The sequence below is a fragment of the Commensalibacter sp. W6292M3 genome (genome assembly GCF_016101315.1).
GTDB classification, from domain to species: domain Bacteria; phylum Pseudomonadota; class Alphaproteobacteria; order Acetobacterales; family Acetobacteraceae; genus Commensalibacter; species Commensalibacter melissae.
In genome coordinates this window covers 40,474-59,129 of sequence record NZ_JACFQT010000001.1, presented here as the reverse complement: position 1 = coordinate 59,129, position 18,656 = coordinate 40,474, and the positions used below count along the sequence as shown (strand labels likewise).

The following is an 18,656-nucleotide window of genomic DNA, read 5'->3' as shown; positions in this document are numbered from 1 at the left end:
GTTAACCAATCATCTCTTGAATTGATAAACCTTTCTCCAAAATTTTTCTGTCATGATTTTTGGAACCACTTGTCTATATTCTCTTTTTAATTTTTTGAATCTAACAACAAATTGAATCATCAATTTCAAACCTAAAAACAATTCGGAAAAAAATTTTTTTTTATTATATATCGCTACATAACCTTTGTTGTATTCACTTGAATAATATAATATATCCCTCTCTAGAAATATTTCATATGGAAAATGTTTTATTTCCTTTTTACTCAGAATAAGTCTGTCTCTAATAAAAAAATCAGGAAGAAAAAAACCATTGAAGGTCATAATAATAATGATTTTTTTCAATATGGGAAAACGAACTTGCCTGATACTTGGTTTTAGTTGATCTATATCAACATCATCCATTTTCTCTTCCGACAATACATTCGAAATGGCAGGATATATATCTGTTAAGGATAAATAGCGTGTCCAGAATTCTGGACCTCGCATAACATGTTGCAAAGCAATGCTAGTAGCTCGGGCAGAAGCATAACGATAGGTTAAAATGGAAATAAATATCCAACGTATATAACGCCAGACATAAATCCATAATGAACAATCTGAATATATCAAAGCCAAAGCAAAATTGGCCCTTACGCTTAAATATCGGGGTAAGGGGCCATCCTTGTAACGAAAATCCTCTCCAAAAACACATATGCCATTCACAGTAATGATATTGAAATGATTCATTAATCCGAAAAGCATATCATCTCCCTTAACAAAAAAAGGAAATGGAAAATAATTTACATCTTCAATCTTAAAGGCAAAATGCCACCAGGCACCATATTCAATTTTCTTTTTATCTAAATCAGTCGCTATAATAGTTTCAAATTTCGATATATCAAGACCACAATATAGCTGTATCAAGCTTAAGGGCTTATACTGGGCACCCTTCTCATGAATGATTGTCGATTCTTTTTCATATAACATGGTTCCAGCTATTGCCAATCGCTCCACGACTGAATATTGCAATAATCTGAAAGTCTTGATTATAGATTCAATTTCACAACTGGCATCATCATCCATAAAAAGACAATGTGTATAATGACGATCTTTCAAATACAGTAATCCGCGTGTAAATCCCCCGGATCCTCCATAATTGAGATTAGAAATAACAATCGCCTCCCCTGCCTCTTCTGAAGAAACATCTCGAGAATTATCTACAATAATAAGATCAATGTTGTTTTTAAAAGATTCATTAGATAAAAGCTGCGTTTCTATCCGCCGAATGGCAGGGATCAGATATTTTTTACGATTATAGTGCGTAATAACTATTCCTAATTTTATATAGTTAACAGGATCTGTTTTGGTGCAAAAAGAACCACCCTGTATGAAACATTCGCCCTTTGTATCTATTGTAAAATGAAGAATGCCTTGTTTTTTCAATAAAAATGAGCAATCAATGCAAAAACAATTTTGATCTTTATTTAAATAAACTTGTTTTTCAATAACACGCTTTGATGAAGAAGACTGGTAATTTTTGTCTGTCAACCAGAACCTCAATACAAATTCACCTTTTCCCTGTAACTGAAAATGAAGATCTTTGAGTTGGCAATATTTACGCCATGTATTTAAGGAAAAATAATTGAAATATGTTCCAAAAGAAATTCTGCTATTTTTTTCAAGAATAATTCCATCATTTTCCGATAACGGTTGTATACCGCCTTTTTGAATATCAAAATATAATTTTTCTGAAATATCTGATAAATGATTATTAAAAAGCAGATTTTGAAGAACATGCATATAATATCGGACCCGCTTTCATCTAATGATTGATCTAAACACTTACCTTATTTTAGCAATATTTTCTAATAAAATATGATAATCTAATAATTAATCAGAAATCCAATATTTGATATTATTAATACATTATGCAAATGCCCTCCCAAGACAATTACCCTTACGATCAATCATCAGAATTTCGATTTTAAAAATCACGGGATCAAGTGTTTCTTTTACAACTGCCAGTGCCTTTTCTGCAATAAAATCAGCTAGGGGCAACCGTTTTACATGACAGTTCCTGAAAACCTCCAGGGCAGTATTAGCCAGCCTGACCTTCTCAACAAAACTATCCTCCCCCCCCAATTCCGCAACCCATTCTGCCAATTGTGCAAAATCTACCTGCGAACGACCAGAATGAAGATCCAGATGACCTTGTGCCAATTTTGTAAATTTGGCAACGCCTCCTGCCAAGGTTAGCCATTGAACTGGATGTGTTTTTAGATATTTCAGAACTCCCCCGACAAAATCACCCATTTCAATAAAGGCTGATTCGGGCAGTGTATAGATTTTTTTGGCCGTTTCTTCAGATACATTCCCGACAGAGGCAATCAGATGCGTCAAATTTGCAGCCCGTGCCACATCTATCCCGCGATGAATACTCGCGATCCATGCTGCGCAAGAAAACGGTACAACAATGCCTGTTGTTCCTAAAATCGATAATCCACCCATAATACCCAATTTTGGATTCATCGTTTTTTTTGCAAGCTCCTCTCCATTAACAACGCTTATTTCCACCTCTACATCAGGGGAAGAAAATACCTCGTTCAATGCATACCGGATCATTTGACGAGGTACTGGATTGATTGCAGGCTGACCAACAGGCAATTGTAATCCCGGTTTAGTAATTGTCCCCACACCTTTTCCTGCCTTGAAAACAATTCCACGATCAATGGACAAGATTGTTATTCTTACACGGATTTCCGCTCCGTGGGTAACATCAGGATCATCCCCCGCATCTTTGATAACCGAGGCAATTGCACAGTGCCGATCCAGAATTTTGTGATTAAAAATCCTAAATGAAACTCTTTTCCCCTGTGGAAGAGTAATTGTAACACGATCCGAAAAAAAACCACGTTTTAAAGCCAAATAAGCCGCTTTTGCAGCTGCTGTCGCACAAGCCCCCGTTGTCCAACCATATTTTAATTTTTTGACATGTTCCAATATTCCTCCTTTTCACGAAATAGTAATTTTTTTAATTTAATTCTAAATCAGGGAAAATTGATCTATGATTGCTATTCTTCAAATGGCTTGTATTTTACAGGTTATTTCAATCATCAATAAACTTTTTTTCATTCAAGTTCAAATATTTATATGAACAATCAACCGCATTCTATCAAAGCATTTATGATCGCCGCTCCCAAATCGGCAAGTGGAAAAACAACCATCACCCTAGGATTATTAACTGCTTTACGCCGTAAAAACATACATGTTCGTGCGGCAAAATCAGGACCAGATTATATCGATCCCGCCTTTCACGCCATCGCGACGCAAGACACATCCTTTAATTTAGATAGCTGGGCCATGCCTTTTCCTTTACTTGACCATTTATTTAATGCCTCAACAAAAAGTGCAGAATTATTCATCATTGAATCCTCAATGGGGTTTTTGGACGGCATCGAAAATGAAGAAGGCAAAAGAGGATGTGGAGCCGATCTGGCAATACGCTACAACATTCCAATCATATTGGTTCTGGATATTACTGGTCAGGCGCAATCGGCCGCTGCTATTGCCTATGGTTTCGCCAATATAAACCCGAAATTCAAGATTCTCGGTGTAATTTTAAATAATGTGGCATCCCCCCGTCATTATCAAAATACCAAAGCTGCCTTTGACCGGATTAATATTCCGATATTGGGCAGTGTTCCCCGTAATTCAAAACTTTATTTACCGACAAGGCATCTGGGATTAATTCAAGCCGAAGAACATGAGGATCTGGATAATCACCTTGATTTTCTGGCTGATTTTATTGAAGAAAATATAGATCTGGATAAATTATTGTCATATATTCCTCAGCTTTCCATCCCATCAGATAATTCAATTATTGCCCTACCACCCCTTGGTCAAAGAATAGCAATCGCAAGAGATCTCGCTTTCAGTTTCATTTATCCCCATATTCTTGATGGATGGCATCGGCAGGGAGCATCCATCCATTTTTTTTCTCCACTGCAAGATGAGGCACCATCAGAAAAATGTGATAGTTGCTGGCTACCAGGAGGATATCCAGAGCTATATGCTGAAAAAATTGCTAATGCCAATCAGTTTTTACAGGGTTTACAAAACTTTGCCCAAACTAAAACTGTGCATGGTGAATGCGGGGGATATATGGTTATGGGGAAAAGCCTCATTGACAAAAACGGGCAAGCACATAGAATGAGTGGGCTGCTCAGCCATAGCTGCAGTTATGCAAAACCTAAAATTCATTTAGGATATCGTATAGCGAGGTTACCTAACCAAAACGGGGATCTTACAATATATGGTCATGAATTTCATTACGCAACCCTTTCAGATCCAGGATCTGACCAACCATATGCCTTACTGAGCGATGGAACAGACAATTATCTTGGTCCGGAAGGTGGAAGACGTAATAAAGTTACAGGCTGTTTTTTCCATAGTATTGCATTAAAATCATGAAACACTTTAAGTCTATTACCGAATTAAGAAAATTGTGCCTTGTACTGCCCGAAAAGGATAAAAAAGCTGAACAGGCCACTTTTACCCGCCAGAATAACCTTTTAAAACCTCCTGGTAGTTTAGGAGAGCTTGAAAATCTGGTTGCATGGCTAGCATCCTGGCAAAAAAAAGAAATGCCCAGCCTCGATAAGGTATGTATCATGATTTTTGCTGGAAACCATGGCATTACCGACGAAAGTGTCACACCCTACAATGCTGTCGTTACAGAATTGATGGTCACCCAGATCGAACAGGGACATGCAGCCATTAACCAGCTGGCAAAAACTGCGGGAGCAGAACTGCGTATTATCCCTCTAAATCATTTTGAGAAAACCAAAAACTTCTGTCATGAAGCGGCCATGTCAGAACATGATTTCCTTAAGGCGGTCGAGACGGGATATAATGCCGTAACACCCAATATCAATCTGCTTTGTTTAGGGGAAGTTGGAATTGGCAATACAACAATAGCTGCCGCTTTGAGTGCCGCCCTGTTTGGTGGAAATGGTGCCCAATGGGTCAGCAAAGGCACAAGTCAATCGCCTGAATATATCCAGAACAAACAACGTGTTGTTGATGAGGCTCTAGCCAAACATCAGGATATTCTCGATGACCCACTTGAAATTTGCCGCCACTTTGGTGGATATGAAGAAGCGGCTTTGTTGGGGGCCACTTTGGCTGCTCGTTATCTCAATATTCCGGTATTATTAGATGGTTTTGTTTGCACCAGCGCTGTAGCAGCATTGCAAAAGCTAAACCCGTCAGGTCTTGATCATGCAAAAATCAGCCATCTTTCTGCAGAAAAAGGGCATTTGTTATTGGCCGGAAACCTGAACCAATATCCTTTGATAGCCTTTAATATGCGATTGGGAGAAGGCAGCGGATGCGCAATAACCATTCCAATTCTTCAAGGTGCCCTAGCCTGTTATAGAGGTATGTCCACCTATGATGAGGCCGGATTACCGTATCCTAAATGATTTTTCTTTTCATAAGGAAAGTCATAACTGATTTTTTCAGTAGTCTTTCCTTTTTTTCACGATTGCCAATTCATTATATTTATAATGATTTTCATTTCTTTTCATTTACCAGATCCATATGGATTTGGCCATTTATTTCCGCTTTTATCGGTGGGCTTGAAGGATGTTTTATTTATACCCTTTCTTTCACCATTCTATCTTCGTCAATTATCGCCTTTTCAGCATTAGGATTTCATCTATTGCTAACCGGCTGTTTACACGAGGATGGATTGGCAGATTGTGCAGATGGATTTGGTGGCGGACATAATATTGATCAAAAATTGACCATTATGAAAGATAGCCGTTTAGGCACATACGGGGTTCTAACATTATTAATTGTACTCGGAATACAAATCACCTCTGTGATCTCTTTAATGACACTTCATCAGAAAATTATTCCGCTTTTAACAGCCATTGCGGTTTTATCCAGATCATCCATGTTGATCCCCGTTTTTATCCTTTCCCCTGTTCAATCAAAAAGTATGGCCAGTCAGCTTGATCATATTCCATTTATTCCCAGTTTCATTCATTTCACCGTAACGATAAGCATATGTCTCTATCTCTTAAACTGGAAATTTACAATCTTGTATCTTTTGGTTTCCTTTATAACCGGTTTTTTATTCAGCTTGATTATCAACAACCATATTAAAGGATATAACGGAGATTGCCTGGGCGCTGTTCAGGTATTATCCACAACCGCTTTACTCGTTACAAGCAATTTGTTGTTTATCTAAATAATGTTTTGAAAAGGTAAATAATTCAATTCGACCAAAATCTGGTAATGGACCTAACAGTTCAATTGATTTTTCTAACGCAATCTGCCTTAAAAGCCGTAAAGGGCCACCATGTGAGACAATCAAAATATTTTGACCCTTTTTTTTAATTTCATGCCAAATTTCAATAACCCTAGCAAGAAGTAACCGACCTGTTTCTCCTTCCGGAATCTGCCAATCCCAAGGATTTTCTGCCCATGCATCAATGAATTCCTTAGGAATTTCATCCCATTTTTTTCCTTCCCATAAACCGAAATTCAATTCGATCAAGCGCCTATCTTCCTGATATGGGATCTGATATTGCAATGCAATGGCACGGGCCAACTTGAGACAACGTGACAAAGGGGAGGTATAAATCTGATCAATTGCAAACCCTTCTGGAATCGAAACATATTGTTCCCATCCATTTCGTAAAGGTATATCTGAATGCCCGTAACACATGCCAGCAGGAACCTGAACAGGTGGATGACGCATTAAACCAATCTGGAAATGATCATTTATGCTCATAATAATGAATCAACCTGTCCTTTCATTCATCAAAATCATTAAGATCCTGTTGAAAATTTTTTTTCTGTTCTTCTCTGCTCCAACGCCCCAATATCACATCCCATAACGCACAGATTATGGAATACATTACCAGTAAAACAATACAGGTTGATAAGAAAATAATTGCCGCCGCCATATTCTTTTCCTTTCTTACCAACCTGCTATCAGAAAATTTTATAAAAAAATTAATTTATTCTATTCTTTAAACTATAATCCAGATTGTCATAAAATCCGACCGTTTGTAAACTATACGTTTTTTTTACATGAAATAGAATTCTTAATTTTCAAACCACATTGTTATTACGGTAAATTTTCCTTAATATATGGCGGGAGACAAAAAGATGCCATATGAACATCTGGAGACCAGTACCGTGTCAATCCTTCAAGTTTTGCCACCTTTGCTCGTTGCTTAATTATATCAACTGTTTGATTGGTTTGATTTTCTTTTTTTCCTGCAATCCCTAACGTCATAAATCCACCCACATAGGTTGGAACCGCAGCGACATAAGCCGATACATATGAAAAGAATTTTTTACGACGCAAACTGGTTTCCCGCAATTCCTCGGCTTGCATAAACGGAACACCACATTGATTCACAATCAGGCCGTCTCCAGTTAAAATTCTGGCTGCATTTCGATAAAAATCATCCGTAAATAAAACTTCACCAACACCAATTGGATCAGTGCTATCCACAATTATAACATCAAAACTTTCCTTTGGCGCATCGGCAACATACTGGATACCATCCCCAATAATCACTTCCGCACGTCGATCATTCCAGCAATCTTTTGAAATTTCAGGCAGAAATTCCTTGGACAGAGCGACAACATCCCCATCAATCTCCACCATAACCGCCTTTTCAACTGTTTGATGCTGTAAAACCCGACGTAAAACCCCACCATCTCCAGCACCAATAATCAGAACACGCTTTGCATTGCCATGTGTCAACAAGGGAACATGAACAAGCATTTCCTGATATACAAATTCATCTTTTTCAGTAATCTGGGTCACGCCATCCAGGAATAAAACCTTGCCATATTCTTCATTTTCAATAATGCGTATATCCTGAAATAAAGATTTTTTATGCACGATTTCCCTATCAGCACGGAAGCTCTGTTTCCAGGCCGGATACAACGTTTCATCAACCCATTTAAAAGACATTAAATTCTGCTTTCACCTTTATTGAATGACAAAAAAAACTGGACAATATTCTTTTGTCCAGTGTTTGTTACTGCTATAGAAATACCGTTTTTCTATAAATTTTCTTTCCCACGCCTCTGTTCGTCCAGTACAATTCTTTCAGGTTTAAAGAAATGTTGTAAAACAGGAATGGCAAGATACGGATCACAAGAACCACACATGAAAATGTCCAGAGCAGCAAAATTCCGTTCTGGCCAGGTATGAATGGAAATATGGCTTTCCGCCAAAACAACAACACCAGAAACCCCACCATTCGGTGAAAAATGATGAAAATGACTGTGTAATATCGTGGCCCCAGCTACAACAGCAGCTTCACACAAGATGCGATCAATCTCTTCTGGATTATCCAGATTGGTTGCATCCCACAAATCAACAAGAAGATGCGTTCCTGCAAAACGCATACCATCTTTAACAATAAAATAATCTTTACGATCTTCCATATTTTCTGAAAAATCAATTGAAACCTGGTTATTTCTCGGAGTTTCCGAGACCATCCCCAGTTGAGCAAGTCCGTTCATCACGTACCCCTAAACCAGTAGACGGCCTGTTGGGCAATATGCCCCCTTGGGCCAAAGAATAAAGTGAAACTAGAACATACATAAACTTCAATCAGAAACGAACCCTGTTCTAGTAATCAAACAGAATTTGTCCTAATCAATAATATATCATATATTCCGCGAAATAACGACCACCGTTATATTTAGGTTAGTATATGACCCCTTCACTAACGAATCTCAAGTTTTTTTTTATATTTTTTCAAAAAAATATTTTTTTTACATTTTTAGACCCAAAATCTTGTTTTTATTAATTTACCCACTATTTTTTAAAATTTATTTTTTTTACTTGGCGAAATAGTTACTCGCTATTATAAAGCTCTAATAAAAGTAATTTAGGCTACTTTATTATTCCATATCTATAGCAGGTGCATAATGAATACGTTACCGCTTGATAAAAACTATCGCCCTTCTGAAGATGAGGAATTCATGAATCCTCGTCAGCTTGCATATTTTAAAAAGAAATTGGAAGATTGGCGGGATTCTCTTTTGCAAAATTCAACTGAGGCCCTTAATCATCTCTCAGAAGACAAAAATGTTGATATTGATCTCAATGACCGGGCCAGTTCTGAAACAGACCGCGCAATTGAGCTGCGTACTCATGACCGGGCCAGAAAACTGCTTGCAAAAATCAATAACGCACTTCAGAAAATTGAAGATGGTTCTTATGGCTATTGTGAGGTAACAGGAGAACCCATCAGTTTGAAGCGGCTAGAGGCCCGCCCCATCGCCACTCTTTCCATTGAAGCTCAAGAACAGCATGAGAGAAAGGAACGCGTTTATCGAGATGACCAACCAATTGACTAAACCATGACTTATTTTCCATTTCAATTAAATAAATGGAAAATAAATTTCATATATTATCCAATAATCGTACACTTCCCAGTTTTACCGCTGCAATAAGACGTGCATTATCATTCCACTTGGTTATTTTCTGTAGAGAATTTCCATCAACCGCACAAAAATAATCCACTTTAAACTCTTTTTTTTCCAATGCCTCTATTGCGTTTGATAAAATAAGTGAAATATTACCTCCACTTTTTAACTTTAGATAAGCCTCTTGTAATATTTTATACAAAAACGGTGCTCGCGAACGCTCTTCACTTGTAAGAAAACGATTCCTGGATGATTTTGCAAGACCATCTTTTTCACGCACGATTGGCACATTCACCAAAATAACAGGTAAAAGCAAATCCTTTACCATTCTGTGAATCACCTGAATTTGTTGCCAATCCTTTTCCCCAAAGCAGGCAAATTTAGGTCTGACTAAAGAAAACAATCGATAAACAACGGTTGCAACGCCTGAAAAATGACCTTTACGCAATGCACCTTCCCATTGTAAAGCTGGTCCACCTATCTCAATACGCGTGTCAAAACCTTTTGGATAGATATCCTCGACTTTTGGAAACCACACTATATCGACCTGATTTTGTTCAAGCAAATGAACATCCTCTTTTTCAAGTTTAGGATATCGAAGAAAATCCTCTTTCTGATCAAATTGTAAAGGATTGACAAAAACACTTACAATGCAATGTTTGGCTATTTTCTTGGCTTTCTTTACCAAAGCAAGATGACCCTCATGTAAAGCTCCCATCGTTGGAACAAAGGATACATCAATCATGTCCAAATGCCCTCTCTCCCTTAAAAACTCGTTCAAATCATGGGTAATAATCATATCTTCCCCTATTTCCCTAGTATATTTATGTAATACGTTTTTTAATAATAATTTTAAAATTCATGACAGTTTAGTCAGGATAACAACGATTCCTTTCCTTATCGTAAAATGAAGATGTTTTAAAGCCACAGTTTGTTTTGAATAACATTATTTACGAAAGAAAAATCATTTCAAAAAGACTAATTATCAGAGATAATATATTCATTTCTTAATCTTTTTAACATTCAAGATGATTTATTAAAATGATCCGTAAAATTATCTCGGTTTTTTTCCTTACGTTTCTTGTCGCCTGTGGTGGACCACCAAATAACCCCCGTATAACACCAACTCAACAAACAGCATCATCGCAAAAACCGGTCGGATATTATTATAATGACCGTGTTCCAGATTTTGCAGTTAGAAATTATGAACCTTTTTCCCGCCAGGAAGTAGTAGCGTTAACCTTACGCGAATGGCGCGTATTTAACCAACCCATTGCCGATGAAGATCCCCTTCAGCGTCCTGAACCAACAAGTCCGGATGTAAAGGCTGAACGTTCATCCGGTTTATGGCAACGGGTGGGTGAATATTGGTGGATCGGTATGGATCCCGGCATGAAAGAAGGAAGTTATACTGGAAAACATAATAGTAATGGAACCGTTTTCAACTTTATCAACGATGGAAATTATGCCTGGTCCGCGGCTTTTATCTCTTATATCATGAGAATTGCAGGTGCAAATGACCGTTTCCCCTATTCACCCAATCATTCAACCTATATTAATGCAGCCGCTTCTGGAACATCTCCTGTCTTAAGGGGGCATGATCCAGCCACTTATGCACCAAAACTGGGTGACATGATTTGTACCGCCAGAGGTAAAAGCCGGAACACTATCCGTTTTAATACACTTCCCACAACATACGGATTTCCTGCACATTGCGGTATTGTCGTTATGACAAACCAGAACATGCAACCTTTTGGCAAGGAAATCAGTATTATTGGCGGCAACGTAAATGATTCCGTTGCATTGACCCATGTACCTGTTGACACTCAGGGCATGATATCCAATGCAAATGGTGCAAGCTATGACTATCGTTATCCCTGGTGTATTGTCATTGAAATCGTATATGATGCAGAGGCAAGCCCTTCTACAAATATGTGAAAATTATTTAAGATTTTTTCGTGAAAGGTAAATTATCTGCTAGCCAACCAGCAATTGTCCCCCTTACTCCATTGACATTTGCTGGCCCTTCAAAACCTTCTTTTATATTGTAAACATTTTTATAGCCTTCATCTTTTGCCAAGATTGCAGCGATTCGACTTCGTCCTCCCATAAGACATAGGAATAATAAAGGCCGATCTAATTGCGTTACGGTTTTTTTCAACTCCCGTATAAAATTCACATTTCTATTTCCCATCCTGTCTTGTAGGCTAATCTTGATAACTTCCTTGCCTAGAGATGATAACTCTGGATAGCCGACCTGTTCCCACTCCTTCGGCGTTCTGACATCAATTAACAGAGCCTGCCCATCCTTTTTTAACAAATCCCAAGCCTCTTTAGGCTTTATTTCTGGTATCATGATAATCTATCCTTTACTTTAATTTAATTGATTTTCACTATAAAATGGTTTCCAAAAGAAAAAACATCATTACTCAAAGTTTTGTTAATAAATAATATTTGCCTTTAATCACGTTATCTATTCTGACCAGATTTTAACTTTTCTTGTTTTTGATATCTTATGGAACAAACTATACATCTTTTAATAATTGATGATGATCACGAAATTGTAGATCTGCTCTCTCAATTCTTGCAAAAACATCATTTCAAGGTTTCCTATGCATATAATGGGGAGCAAGTGCGCCAAATTTGGAAAAACAATCATTTTGACCTTGTGATTCTCGACCTTATGCTACCTCAGGAAAGTGGTTTCGAGATAGCCCATTGGTTAAGAAAAAAAGCTGATATTCCTATCATTATGTTAACCGCTATGGGAGACGAAGCAGATCGGATTATCGGGCTAGAACTAGGTGCCGACGATTATATGGCAAAACCTTTCAACCCAAGAGAATTACTGGCCCGTATCCATGCCGTTTTGCATCGTTCACAACGTAAACAATTCGCTCACAACCCCTACATACAGAAAATCATCCAGTTTGGAGACTGGAAGGTCAATTTACTTCACAGACAGCTACTGAATCCTCAAAATGTTGAGGTTTCCCTGACAAGCAAGGAATATGACCTGTTAATTGCTTTAATCGAACATGCCCCAGAAATTGTTACCCGGGAAACTTTATCCGAAATTCTATATGGGCATCAGCTTCCTTCCACCGATCGTACAATTGACGTTACATTAAGCCGATTGCGTCGAAAACTGCAAGATGACAGCCGCCAGCCAAAAATAATTAAAACCGTTCACCGAGGGGGCTATTTGTTGGCCCTACCCATTCACTATGTCACAACATAAACCAAGAAAGTGGCATTTATGGCCCTATTCTCTAGCAGCTCGTACAGCCTTGATCTTAATCATTGGGATGGGTTTGATCGAGGCATGTGGCTTGTTAATCAATACTTTGGATCGGCTAGATTTCAATCGCCTCACCCAAGAACAGGAAGCTGTAAATCGCGCAACAGCTATTTATCGTGATATTTCGGAAGTCGATAGCAAGGATCGGTCCGATGAGATTAATGATCTAGATCCAATACATGGATTTACCATTTTTCTTTCAAACGAACCCAATCTTAAAAATGTCAATCTCCCTTCCCCTAAATTGGAACAAACTGTTTCCCACCTTCTTACAACAATCTTGTTCCCACCCGAATTACGTCCAACCAAAATTATTGCCACCTCTGATCCAGACAAACATAAAAATGCAATCGCATTTCAGTTACCAGATGATAAACAATGGTTAAACATCATATATGAATTAACCACACCAAACCCTTTCAAATCAGCAACGTTTCCGATCAGCTTTTTTATCATGGCAACAGCAACAAGCCTGCTTACTTTGTGGAGTGTTCGACGATTAATTGCCCCTGTCAGTACATTAGCCGCAGCAGCGGGAAGGCTGGGACAAGATGTCAATGCCACTCCTCTTGTTGAATCTGGACCAGAAGAAGTTGCCCAAGCCGCACGGGCATTTAACGATATGGCACGGCGTATAAATCGTTTTGTAAATGATCGTACACAACTTCTTTTGGCAATTGGTCATGATCTGCGCACACCGATTACACGATTGAAATTAAGATCTGAATTTATCAATGATAAACATTTACAAAAAAAATTTATCTCAGATCTTGATGAACTTGAAAAAATGATTGATGCGACCCTGGCATTCGGACGTGACAATACGCATCATGAACCTGTTATCAATCTTGATTTAACAAGCCTGATTGAAACCCTTATCCATGAATTACAGGAAACCCATCCGGATAAAATTGATCAAATCCGTCTTCACCATCCCTTACCCAGTTATACAATCAAGGCTCGTCCGATCAACCTAAAAAGAGCCCTACAAAACCTAATGAATAATGCGCTTAATTATGGAGGGAATGTTACTGTATCGCTAACCTCAAAACCTCCCTTCCCATCACTTTATAACCAGAAAGACAAACATGTCTTCATATTGATCGAAGATGATGGACCCGGATTGAAACAGGAAAATCTTGAATATGTTTTTGAACCCTTTGTCCGTATGGAAACAAGCCGCAACCGTTCTACAGGAGGGACTGGACTGGGACTTTCAATCGCAAGAAATATTATTCGCGGACAAGGTGGAGATATTACTTTACATAATCGTATTCCTCATGGATTATGTGCAGTCGTTATGCTTATAGAATAACTTTCCCGAAACGAATTTCGTTACATTAACCTCAATCTATACAAATATAAAACATTTATTTATTTTATGCTCAAACATCTTTATGCACGCGCCTTACAACTCGCCGCAAGTCAGTACGCGATATTCTGGCTTATGCTAACCGCGTTTTCCGAGGCAAGCTTTTTCCCAATACCGCCGGATATTCTCCTTTGTCCAATGATTCTCGCTAAACGATGCAAAGCATGGCTATATGCAACAGTTACAACTTTAAGTAGTGTTGTCGGAGGGTTATTAGGATGGATAATAGGTGCTTTTTTACTTCATTATCTTGCAATGCCCATCATTCATTTCTATCACGCAGAACAGCAACTCATCAATTTGCAGGATAAATTCAATACATATGGCGTATGGATTATTCTAATCAAAGGATTAACACCGATCCCCTATAAATTCATCACCATTACTGCCGGTGCGGCACATTTTGCCCTGATACCCTTCCTGCTCGCAAGTTTAATTACCCGAGGCTCCCGTTTTTTCCTGGAAGCTGTTCTACTTTATTTTTTTGGGTCATCTATTCAGGATTTTATTGAAAAGCGATTAATATGGGTAACCAGTTTTATCTGCTTATTGCTTATATCGGGTATCATCGCTTTTAAATATATCTAACTATAACATTTATTTCTTGATTTTCAGACCTTTTTGTAATGCCTTGACATATTCCTTAACTTGTTGGTCAGATAAAACAAACCCAAGTGGACCAAACCCTGGATGTTGAAAAGCAAGCAAAGTTTCTGCTTTTTCAATATTCTTCTGAATTGCCCATTTGGTTTGATATGCAGGTTTGATCTGCGCCCCGGTTATTTCAGCTATTTTTTGACCTTCTGCCATCATCCATCGAACAGATCCCAAAGCTTGGATAAGATTGTCCAGTTCCAGCTGATTTAATTCTAATTGACCGGTTACGCCACTATCAGGTGAAAAAGTTAAAATTGTTTTTTTACGGTCTTCCGTAATCCGTATATTCACATCAATAGCCATTTGTAACCCTCTTTATCCCTCTAAAATATTTTATATCTATAAAATTTAAATTAATGAATAGCTTTCCCCCCCCATATCCACCAAGAATATTTTGAGGATAAAATCTCCGCCGCTTTTTGTGCTTGCTCAACCGTTTCAAATAATCCAAAACAAGTTGCACCCGATCCACTCATTCGTGCCAAGCGACAGTGGGGTAACATCTTAATTTCTTCCAAAACTTTTTCAATTTTAGAATTTAGTAAAATAGCAGGCTCCTGTAAATTATTATCATAGGTCGTTATATCATGAATAAATGAATTAACATTATCGAAACTATTTTTCAAATTAACTTTGTCAAAAAAAGAAGATTGACGCTTCTTAAACACTTCCGCCGTTGACACCCCTTCTCCATGATTCACTAAAATCATGCCAAAAGAGGGAATTTCTATATCCCTTGAAATGACTTCACCAATTCCCTGCATGCGTTGTGTGACCGGATTAAGACAAACGGGAACATCTGCCCCCAATTGTAATGCAATCTTCTGTAATGAATCATTGTCAATTACAAGATTCCAATAACGCATCAATAACCGTAAAGTAGCCGCTGCATCTGAAGATCCACCACCAATTCCTGAAGCAACAGGAAGATTTTTAATCAGTTGGATTTTAACAGGCTTTAAAGGTTGTTTTGTACATGCTGCAAGTTTATAGGCTGCTTTAACAATCAGGTTATCATCCTGATTTTCCTGAGATAACTGCGATACAAATTGCCCCGTTATTTCAAGCTCGACAAGTCTGTCCTCTTTACCTGAAACTGGAAACAGGATCAATTCATCCCCTACATCAGGAAAAACAACCAGACTATCCAGAATATGATATCCATCAGGACGTTTGTCCGTCACATGCAAAAAAAGGTTTATTTTAGCGTACGCTTTTTCTATAAACATTGAATCTTTTTTCAAATAGTGAAATTACCTAGTGGTGAGAGGACAAGAATTTATTTTTTTTGGCTTTTTGTAATGCATTCAATATTAAATTTCTATTTTCAGGATTTGGATTGCAAGTCAAGGCTACATTCCATTGATTAATCGCCTCTTGATAGCGTCCAACCTTCCAATAGGCAACCCCCAGATGGTAATTTAATTCAGGATCCTGTGGAATGGTCTCGGCAGCCAGCTCCAACTGTTGTATGGCTAAAGCTGTTTGATTATTCAAAACCATAATCCAGCCTAAACTATCACGGATTGCCCCTTCATCCGGTGCAATATCAATGGCTTTCTGTAGCATTATCTGGGCTTTCTGCAAGTTTTTATGTCTTAGTGCCCATGAATAGCCCAGATAATTCAATAAAATTGGCTCATTTGGTGCCAATTTTAATGCCATTTGTAGATCCTGTTCAGCTTTTAGCCATTGTTTTTGTTTTTCATAAGCAACCCCTCTTATGAAAAACATTGTCCAATCATATTTAGTTTTGTTTTTCTTTAACTGAATGACTTTACTGTAGATTTGAATGGTTTTTGGATAATTTTTCTGATCAAAATAAATATCACCCAACGTTTGCCATAAACTAATTTCTTGTGGGTAATCCTTTAACAATTCTTCCAAGGATTTTTCCGCCCGAGAATAATGTTTTAATAATGCATCATAACGGGCAAGTTGTAACTGTATATTGGTCTTTAACGGATCATCCGGATTAACGGGAAATAAGATTTTACGGGCCTGTTCAGGGTGTTTTTGTTCCGCAAGAATGCCCGATAACATAATTTTGGCTTCAGAAAGATTTGGATTGAGCTGTAAAGCAAACCGTAAAAATATCTGTTCAGTATGAAGGGCAACCTTATACGAAATTTTAGCCTCTCTGTCATTTTCATCAACAGTCTGATTGGCCAAATCCTGCTGAATCAGGGAGGCCATTGCCAAGTAAACCTGAGCAACCGCCCCTTGAGCATCATGCACTGGAAATTGAGAAAGATTGCGACGTAAATTATTTTTTGAAATGGATAAAAAAGGCAAAATATCAGTCAAATTATCGACCATTGCCTCCGCTTTTCCAGCCCGATGATGCTGATAAAGCCAATTTCCATAAGCCCGCATTAACAGCAGATCCGCCCCGGGAAAAACCCGGTAGGCTTTTTCAAATAAAATGCCAGCTTTTTTATCATGATGTGATAAAGTTTCCGCAACGCCATAATGAATTAGAAAAACTCCACTAATAGGCGTATTAATTCCTTTTTCAAACAGAGCGTTTGCCTGATCAATCTGACCAGCACCATATAGGCACCATGCTTGCAACAATAAAAACGTCATCTGACCCAATGGATCACCAGGAGGAGAAGTAAAATATTTTAATGCCTCTTTCCAGTTTCCCTTAACAATTGCATCATTTCTTAATACCAGGGCGGAAATTGGATCCTTATCTTCTTGTTTTGCCAAATTTACTGCGGCTGGATTGCCGACGATCACACTATAGTAAAATGCCCTTTCACGTGCATCCGTGTTTTTTAGATCATGATCAAACACATTATTATAAAATTTTGCAGCGGTCACATTATCATCGGTCTGCGCCGCATAATAGGCAGACAGATAATCCCCGTACCCGCCCCTTTGATGCACCAGGGGAACAACAGGCTCTGGATCCTTTACAATTACGGACGCTTTGGATATCGAGCTCATCCCAGCAATTAGAGAAAAAGATAAAAGCATGGTGCGTAGAAAGCGTGGGCATTGCATAATCACTATCTTCTCAATAAACTGAAATCTTAGTATATAAGGTTTCGTTAACCATCATTATATTCATCGTAATCTAAAATGTATGACCATTTATCATTGTTACAGCTATATTCTGAATGGGGTATAGATGAAAATTTAACTTCAGTAAGTATCAACCATTTAGAAAATAGAAAACCTATTCCTACTCTTCCTTTACCTAAAAAACAATCTGTTTCAACGAAAATTATAACAAAAACAAATCGACACTCCGCTTTTCAAACCAATAGTTTACAAGAAATAAACCAGGCTATCCTGGAATTCAAAGACTGTTCGCTTAAAAACACAGCCATGAATACAATACTTTCTGTTGGAGATCCAAAATCCCATATTTACATTATCGGGGATGTTCCCGATGCCGATGAAGATCGTAGCGGAAAGGTTTTCGCAGATACGGGAAATTTCTGGCTTGAACAGATGCTTAATAACATCGATATTTCTCTTGATGCTTGTTTTCGTATTCCGCTTGTTCCATGGCGCCCCCCAGGTGGACGACAAATATCAACGAATGAATTAGAACTTTGCCTACCTTTTTTATATAAATTACTAATCCTGTATCAACCCAGATATATCCTGACAATTGGACAATTACCCGCTAAGACCTTACTAAAAACCCCAGTCAATTTTAACCAGCTAAAAAATCAATGGCATTCATTCACATACTCTGGAATTCCTAACCCCATCCAACTTTTTCCATTACACCATCTTTCCCAAATTAACATTAATGCCAAGATCCGCCAGGTAACCTGGAAAAATCTCCTTTACATTCGTGCCACCATAGATAAAAACACTTGATTGAAACATTATATATATTTCAGCGATAATATT

Annotated in this window: 20 protein-coding genes; 9 read left to right on the top strand and 11 right to left on the bottom strand. The window is 38.0% G+C overall.

Translation table 11 applies throughout. From position 1 onward, the window contains the following. Positions 1–9: 9 nt before the first annotated feature. Together H3T57_RS00280 and H3T57_RS00275 are read right to left on the bottom strand one after the other, a co-directional pair. Positions 10–1,779: a glycosyltransferase family 2 protein gene (locus H3T57_RS00280; protein WP_198192484.1), complete on the bottom strand. Its 1,770-nt coding sequence runs from the start codon at positions 1,777–1,779 to the stop codon at positions 10–12. A gap of 126 nt (positions 1,780–1,905) precedes the next feature. Further along, a complete protein-coding gene (locus H3T57_RS00275) occupies positions 1,906–2,982 on the bottom strand; it encodes a cobalt-precorrin-5B (C(1))-methyltransferase (RefSeq protein WP_198193445.1) in 1,077 nt (358 codons plus the stop codon). Positions 2,983–3,129: 147 nt separating this feature from the next. Here H3T57_RS00275 and H3T57_RS00270 point away from each other — a divergent pair, with 147 nt between their 5' ends. Genes H3T57_RS00270 through cobS form a run of 3 tightly spaced genes read left to right on the top strand, consistent with a single transcriptional unit; the run spans position 3,130 to position 6,235 of the window. Further along, on the top strand, positions 3,130–4,449 hold the full coding sequence (locus tag H3T57_RS00270; RefSeq protein WP_232349692.1) for a cobyrinate a,c-diamide synthase: 1,320 nt from the start codon (positions 3,130–3,132) through the stop codon (positions 4,447–4,449). Then, the gene (locus H3T57_RS00265) at positions 4,446–5,462 is read left to right on the top strand and encodes a nicotinate-nucleotide--dimethylbenzimidazole phosphoribosyltransferase (RefSeq protein ID WP_155565895.1); all 1,017 of its coding nucleotides are present in this window, start codon (positions 4,446–4,448) and stop codon (positions 5,460–5,462) included. The genes H3T57_RS00270 and H3T57_RS00265 overlap by 4 nt, the downstream gene beginning before the upstream one ends. Then, the gene (gene cobS / locus H3T57_RS00260; RefSeq protein WP_198192483.1) at positions 5,459–6,235 is read left to right on the top strand and encodes an adenosylcobinamide-GDP ribazoletransferase; all 777 of its coding nucleotides are present in this window, start codon (positions 5,459–5,461) and stop codon (positions 6,233–6,235) included. Before H3T57_RS00265 ends, cobS begins: the two co-directional genes overlap by 4 nt. On the opposite strand, the gene H3T57_RS00255 is transcribed toward cobS, so the two are convergent. The 4 genes from H3T57_RS00255 to speD all read right to left on the bottom strand — a co-directional run bounded on the left by H3T57_RS00255 (position 6,203) and on the right by speD (position 8,538). Then, entirely contained in the window at positions 6,203–6,781 is a 579-nt protein-coding gene (locus H3T57_RS00255) for a histidine phosphatase family protein (RefSeq protein WP_155565897.1), read from the bottom strand. The genes cobS and H3T57_RS00255 overlap by 33 nt on opposite strands. Positions 6,782–6,803: 22 nt before the next feature. After that, on the bottom strand, positions 6,804–6,956 hold the full coding sequence (locus H3T57_RS00250) for a hypothetical protein (RefSeq protein WP_155565898.1): 153 nt from the start codon (positions 6,954–6,956) through the stop codon (positions 6,804–6,806). 164 nt (positions 6,957–7,120) lie between these two features. Next, on the bottom strand, positions 7,121–7,981 hold the full coding sequence (gene speE / locus H3T57_RS00245) for a polyamine aminopropyltransferase (RefSeq protein ID WP_198192482.1): 861 nt from the start codon (positions 7,979–7,981) through the stop codon (positions 7,121–7,123). A 92-nt stretch (positions 7,982–8,073) separates the two neighbouring features. After that, positions 8,074–8,538 carry an adenosylmethionine decarboxylase gene (gene speD / locus H3T57_RS00240; protein ID WP_110438541.1) on the bottom strand — a complete coding sequence of 155 codons (465 nt, stop codon included), beginning with the start codon at positions 8,536–8,538 and terminating at the stop codon, positions 8,074–8,076. A gap of 411 nt (positions 8,539–8,949) precedes the next feature. On the opposite strand from speD, the gene dksA reads away from it, so the two are divergent. Continuing rightward, complete coding sequence (gene dksA, locus H3T57_RS00235) at positions 8,950–9,381, top strand: RNA polymerase-binding protein DksA (RefSeq protein WP_110438542.1); 432 nt, start codon at positions 8,950–8,952, stop codon at positions 9,379–9,381. 46 nt (positions 9,382–9,427) lie between these two features. Here dksA and panC read toward each other — a convergent pair whose 3' ends face one another. Next, entirely contained in the window at positions 9,428–10,249 is an 822-nt protein-coding gene (panC, locus tag H3T57_RS00230) for a pantoate--beta-alanine ligase (RefSeq protein WP_198192481.1), read from the bottom strand. Between the two features lie 242 nt (positions 10,250–10,491). Here panC and H3T57_RS00225 point away from each other — a divergent pair, with 242 nt between their 5' ends. Next, a complete protein-coding gene (locus tag H3T57_RS00225; RefSeq protein WP_155568467.1) occupies positions 10,492–11,388 on the top strand; it encodes a DUF2272 domain-containing protein in 897 nt (298 codons plus the stop codon). A gap of 7 nt (positions 11,389–11,395) precedes the next feature. Here H3T57_RS00225 and H3T57_RS00220 read toward each other — a convergent pair whose 3' ends face one another. Then, positions 11,396–11,806 carry a rhodanese-like domain-containing protein gene (locus tag H3T57_RS00220; RefSeq protein ID WP_198192480.1) on the bottom strand — a complete coding sequence of 137 codons (411 nt, stop codon included), beginning with the start codon at positions 11,804–11,806 and terminating at the stop codon, positions 11,396–11,398. Positions 11,807–11,965: 159 nt separating this feature from the next. On the opposite strand from H3T57_RS00220, the gene H3T57_RS00215 reads away from it, so the two are divergent. The 3 genes from H3T57_RS00215 to H3T57_RS00205 all read left to right on the top strand — a co-directional run bounded on the left by H3T57_RS00215 (position 11,966) and on the right by H3T57_RS00205 (position 14,711). Continuing rightward, positions 11,966–12,691 (top strand): response regulator, encoded by a 726-nt coding sequence (locus H3T57_RS00215; protein ID WP_110438546.1) that lies wholly within the window; start codon positions 11,966–11,968, stop codon positions 12,689–12,691. Further along, on the top strand, positions 12,678–14,066 hold the full coding sequence (locus tag H3T57_RS00210) for an ATP-binding protein (protein WP_155572249.1): 1,389 nt from the start codon (positions 12,678–12,680) through the stop codon (positions 14,064–14,066). The genes H3T57_RS00215 and H3T57_RS00210 overlap by 14 nt, the downstream gene beginning before the upstream one ends. Before the next feature lie 66 nt (positions 14,067–14,132). Continuing rightward, the gene (locus tag H3T57_RS00205) at positions 14,133–14,711 is read left to right on the top strand and encodes a YqaA family protein (protein ID WP_110438548.1); all 579 of its coding nucleotides are present in this window, start codon (positions 14,133–14,135) and stop codon (positions 14,709–14,711) included. Positions 14,712–14,720: 9 nt separating this feature from the next. Here the strand turns inward: H3T57_RS00205 and H3T57_RS00200 are convergent, their stop codons facing one another. From H3T57_RS00200 to H3T57_RS00190, 3 genes are read right to left on the bottom strand one after another with little or no spacing between them, the layout of a single operon-like run. Next, the gene (locus tag H3T57_RS00200; protein WP_110438549.1) at positions 14,721–15,083 is read right to left on the bottom strand and encodes a hypothetical protein; all 363 of its coding nucleotides are present in this window, start codon (positions 15,081–15,083) and stop codon (positions 14,721–14,723) included. 50 nt (positions 15,084–15,133) lie between these two features. Beyond that, positions 15,134–16,009, bottom strand: coding sequence for a 4-(cytidine 5'-diphospho)-2-C-methyl-D-erythritol kinase (locus H3T57_RS00195; protein WP_155580876.1), 876 nt, complete (start codon positions 16,007–16,009; stop codon positions 15,134–15,136). A 28-nt stretch (positions 16,010–16,037) separates the two neighbouring features. Then, the gene (locus H3T57_RS00190; protein WP_198192478.1) at positions 16,038–17,792 is read right to left on the bottom strand and encodes a lipopolysaccharide assembly protein LapB; all 1,755 of its coding nucleotides are present in this window, start codon (positions 17,790–17,792) and stop codon (positions 16,038–16,040) included. A 78-nt stretch (positions 17,793–17,870) separates the two neighbouring features. Between H3T57_RS00190 and H3T57_RS00185 the strand changes: the two genes are divergently transcribed. Then, complete coding sequence (locus H3T57_RS00185) at positions 17,871–18,623, top strand: uracil-DNA glycosylase (protein ID WP_198192475.1); 753 nt, start codon at positions 17,871–17,873, stop codon at positions 18,621–18,623. The last annotated feature ends 33 nt before the right edge of the window (positions 18,624–18,656 follow it).

What these genes read in the sequence shown, in the direction of transcription:
- H3T57_RS00280 (WP_198192484.1), bottom strand. Translation starts at nt 1,779, where the DNA reads ATGCATGTTCTTCAAAATCTGCTTTTTAATAATCATTTATCAGATATT.
- H3T57_RS00270 (WP_232349692.1), top strand. Translation starts at nt 3,130, where the DNA reads ATGAACAATCAACCGCATTCTATCAAAGCATTTATGATCGCCGCTCCC.
- H3T57_RS00265 (WP_155565895.1), top strand. Translation starts at nt 4,446, where the DNA reads ATGAAACACTTTAAGTCTATTACCGAATTAAGAAAATTGTGCCTTGTA.
- cobS (WP_198192483.1), top strand. Translation starts at nt 5,459, where the DNA reads ATGATTTTTCTTTTCATAAGGAAAGTCATAACTGATTTTTTCAGTAGT.
- H3T57_RS00255 (WP_155565897.1), bottom strand. Translation starts at nt 6,781, where the DNA reads ATGAGCATAAATGATCATTTCCAGATTGGTTTAATGCGTCATCCACCT.
- H3T57_RS00250 (WP_155565898.1), bottom strand. Translation starts at nt 6,956, where the DNA reads ATGGCGGCGGCAATTATTTTCTTATCAACCTGTATTGTTTTACTGGTA.
- speE (WP_198192482.1), bottom strand. Translation starts at nt 7,981, where the DNA reads ATGTCTTTTAAATGGGTTGATGAAACGTTGTATCCGGCCTGGAAACAG.
- speD (WP_110438541.1), bottom strand. Translation starts at nt 8,538, where the DNA reads ATGAACGGACTTGCTCAACTGGGGATGGTCTCGGAAACTCCGAGAAAT.
- dksA (WP_110438542.1), top strand. Translation starts at nt 8,950, where the DNA reads ATGAATACGTTACCGCTTGATAAAAACTATCGCCCTTCTGAAGATGAG.
- panC (WP_198192481.1), bottom strand. Translation starts at nt 10,249, where the DNA reads ATGATTATTACCCATGATTTGAACGAGTTTTTAAGGGAGAGAGGGCAT.
- H3T57_RS00225 (WP_155568467.1), top strand. Translation starts at nt 10,492, where the DNA reads ATGATCCGTAAAATTATCTCGGTTTTTTTCCTTACGTTTCTTGTCGCC.
- H3T57_RS00220 (WP_198192480.1), bottom strand. Translation starts at nt 11,806, where the DNA reads ATGATACCAGAAATAAAGCCTAAAGAGGCTTGGGATTTGTTAAAAAAG.
- H3T57_RS00215 (WP_110438546.1), top strand. Translation starts at nt 11,966, where the DNA reads ATGGAACAAACTATACATCTTTTAATAATTGATGATGATCACGAAATT.
- H3T57_RS00210 (WP_155572249.1), top strand. Translation starts at nt 12,678, where the DNA reads ATGTCACAACATAAACCAAGAAAGTGGCATTTATGGCCCTATTCTCTA.
- H3T57_RS00205 (WP_110438548.1), top strand. Translation starts at nt 14,133, where the DNA reads ATGCTCAAACATCTTTATGCACGCGCCTTACAACTCGCCGCAAGTCAG.
- H3T57_RS00200 (WP_110438549.1), bottom strand. Translation starts at nt 15,083, where the DNA reads ATGGCTATTGATGTGAATATACGGATTACGGAAGACCGTAAAAAAACA.
- H3T57_RS00195 (WP_155580876.1), bottom strand. Translation starts at nt 16,009, where the DNA reads ATGTTTATAGAAAAAGCGTACGCTAAAATAAACCTTTTTTTGCATGTG.
- H3T57_RS00190 (WP_198192478.1), bottom strand. Translation starts at nt 17,792, where the DNA reads ATGCAATGCCCACGCTTTCTACGCACCATGCTTTTATCTTTTTCTCTA.
- H3T57_RS00185 (WP_198192475.1), top strand. Translation starts at nt 17,871, where the DNA reads ATGTATGACCATTTATCATTGTTACAGCTATATTCTGAATGGGGTATA.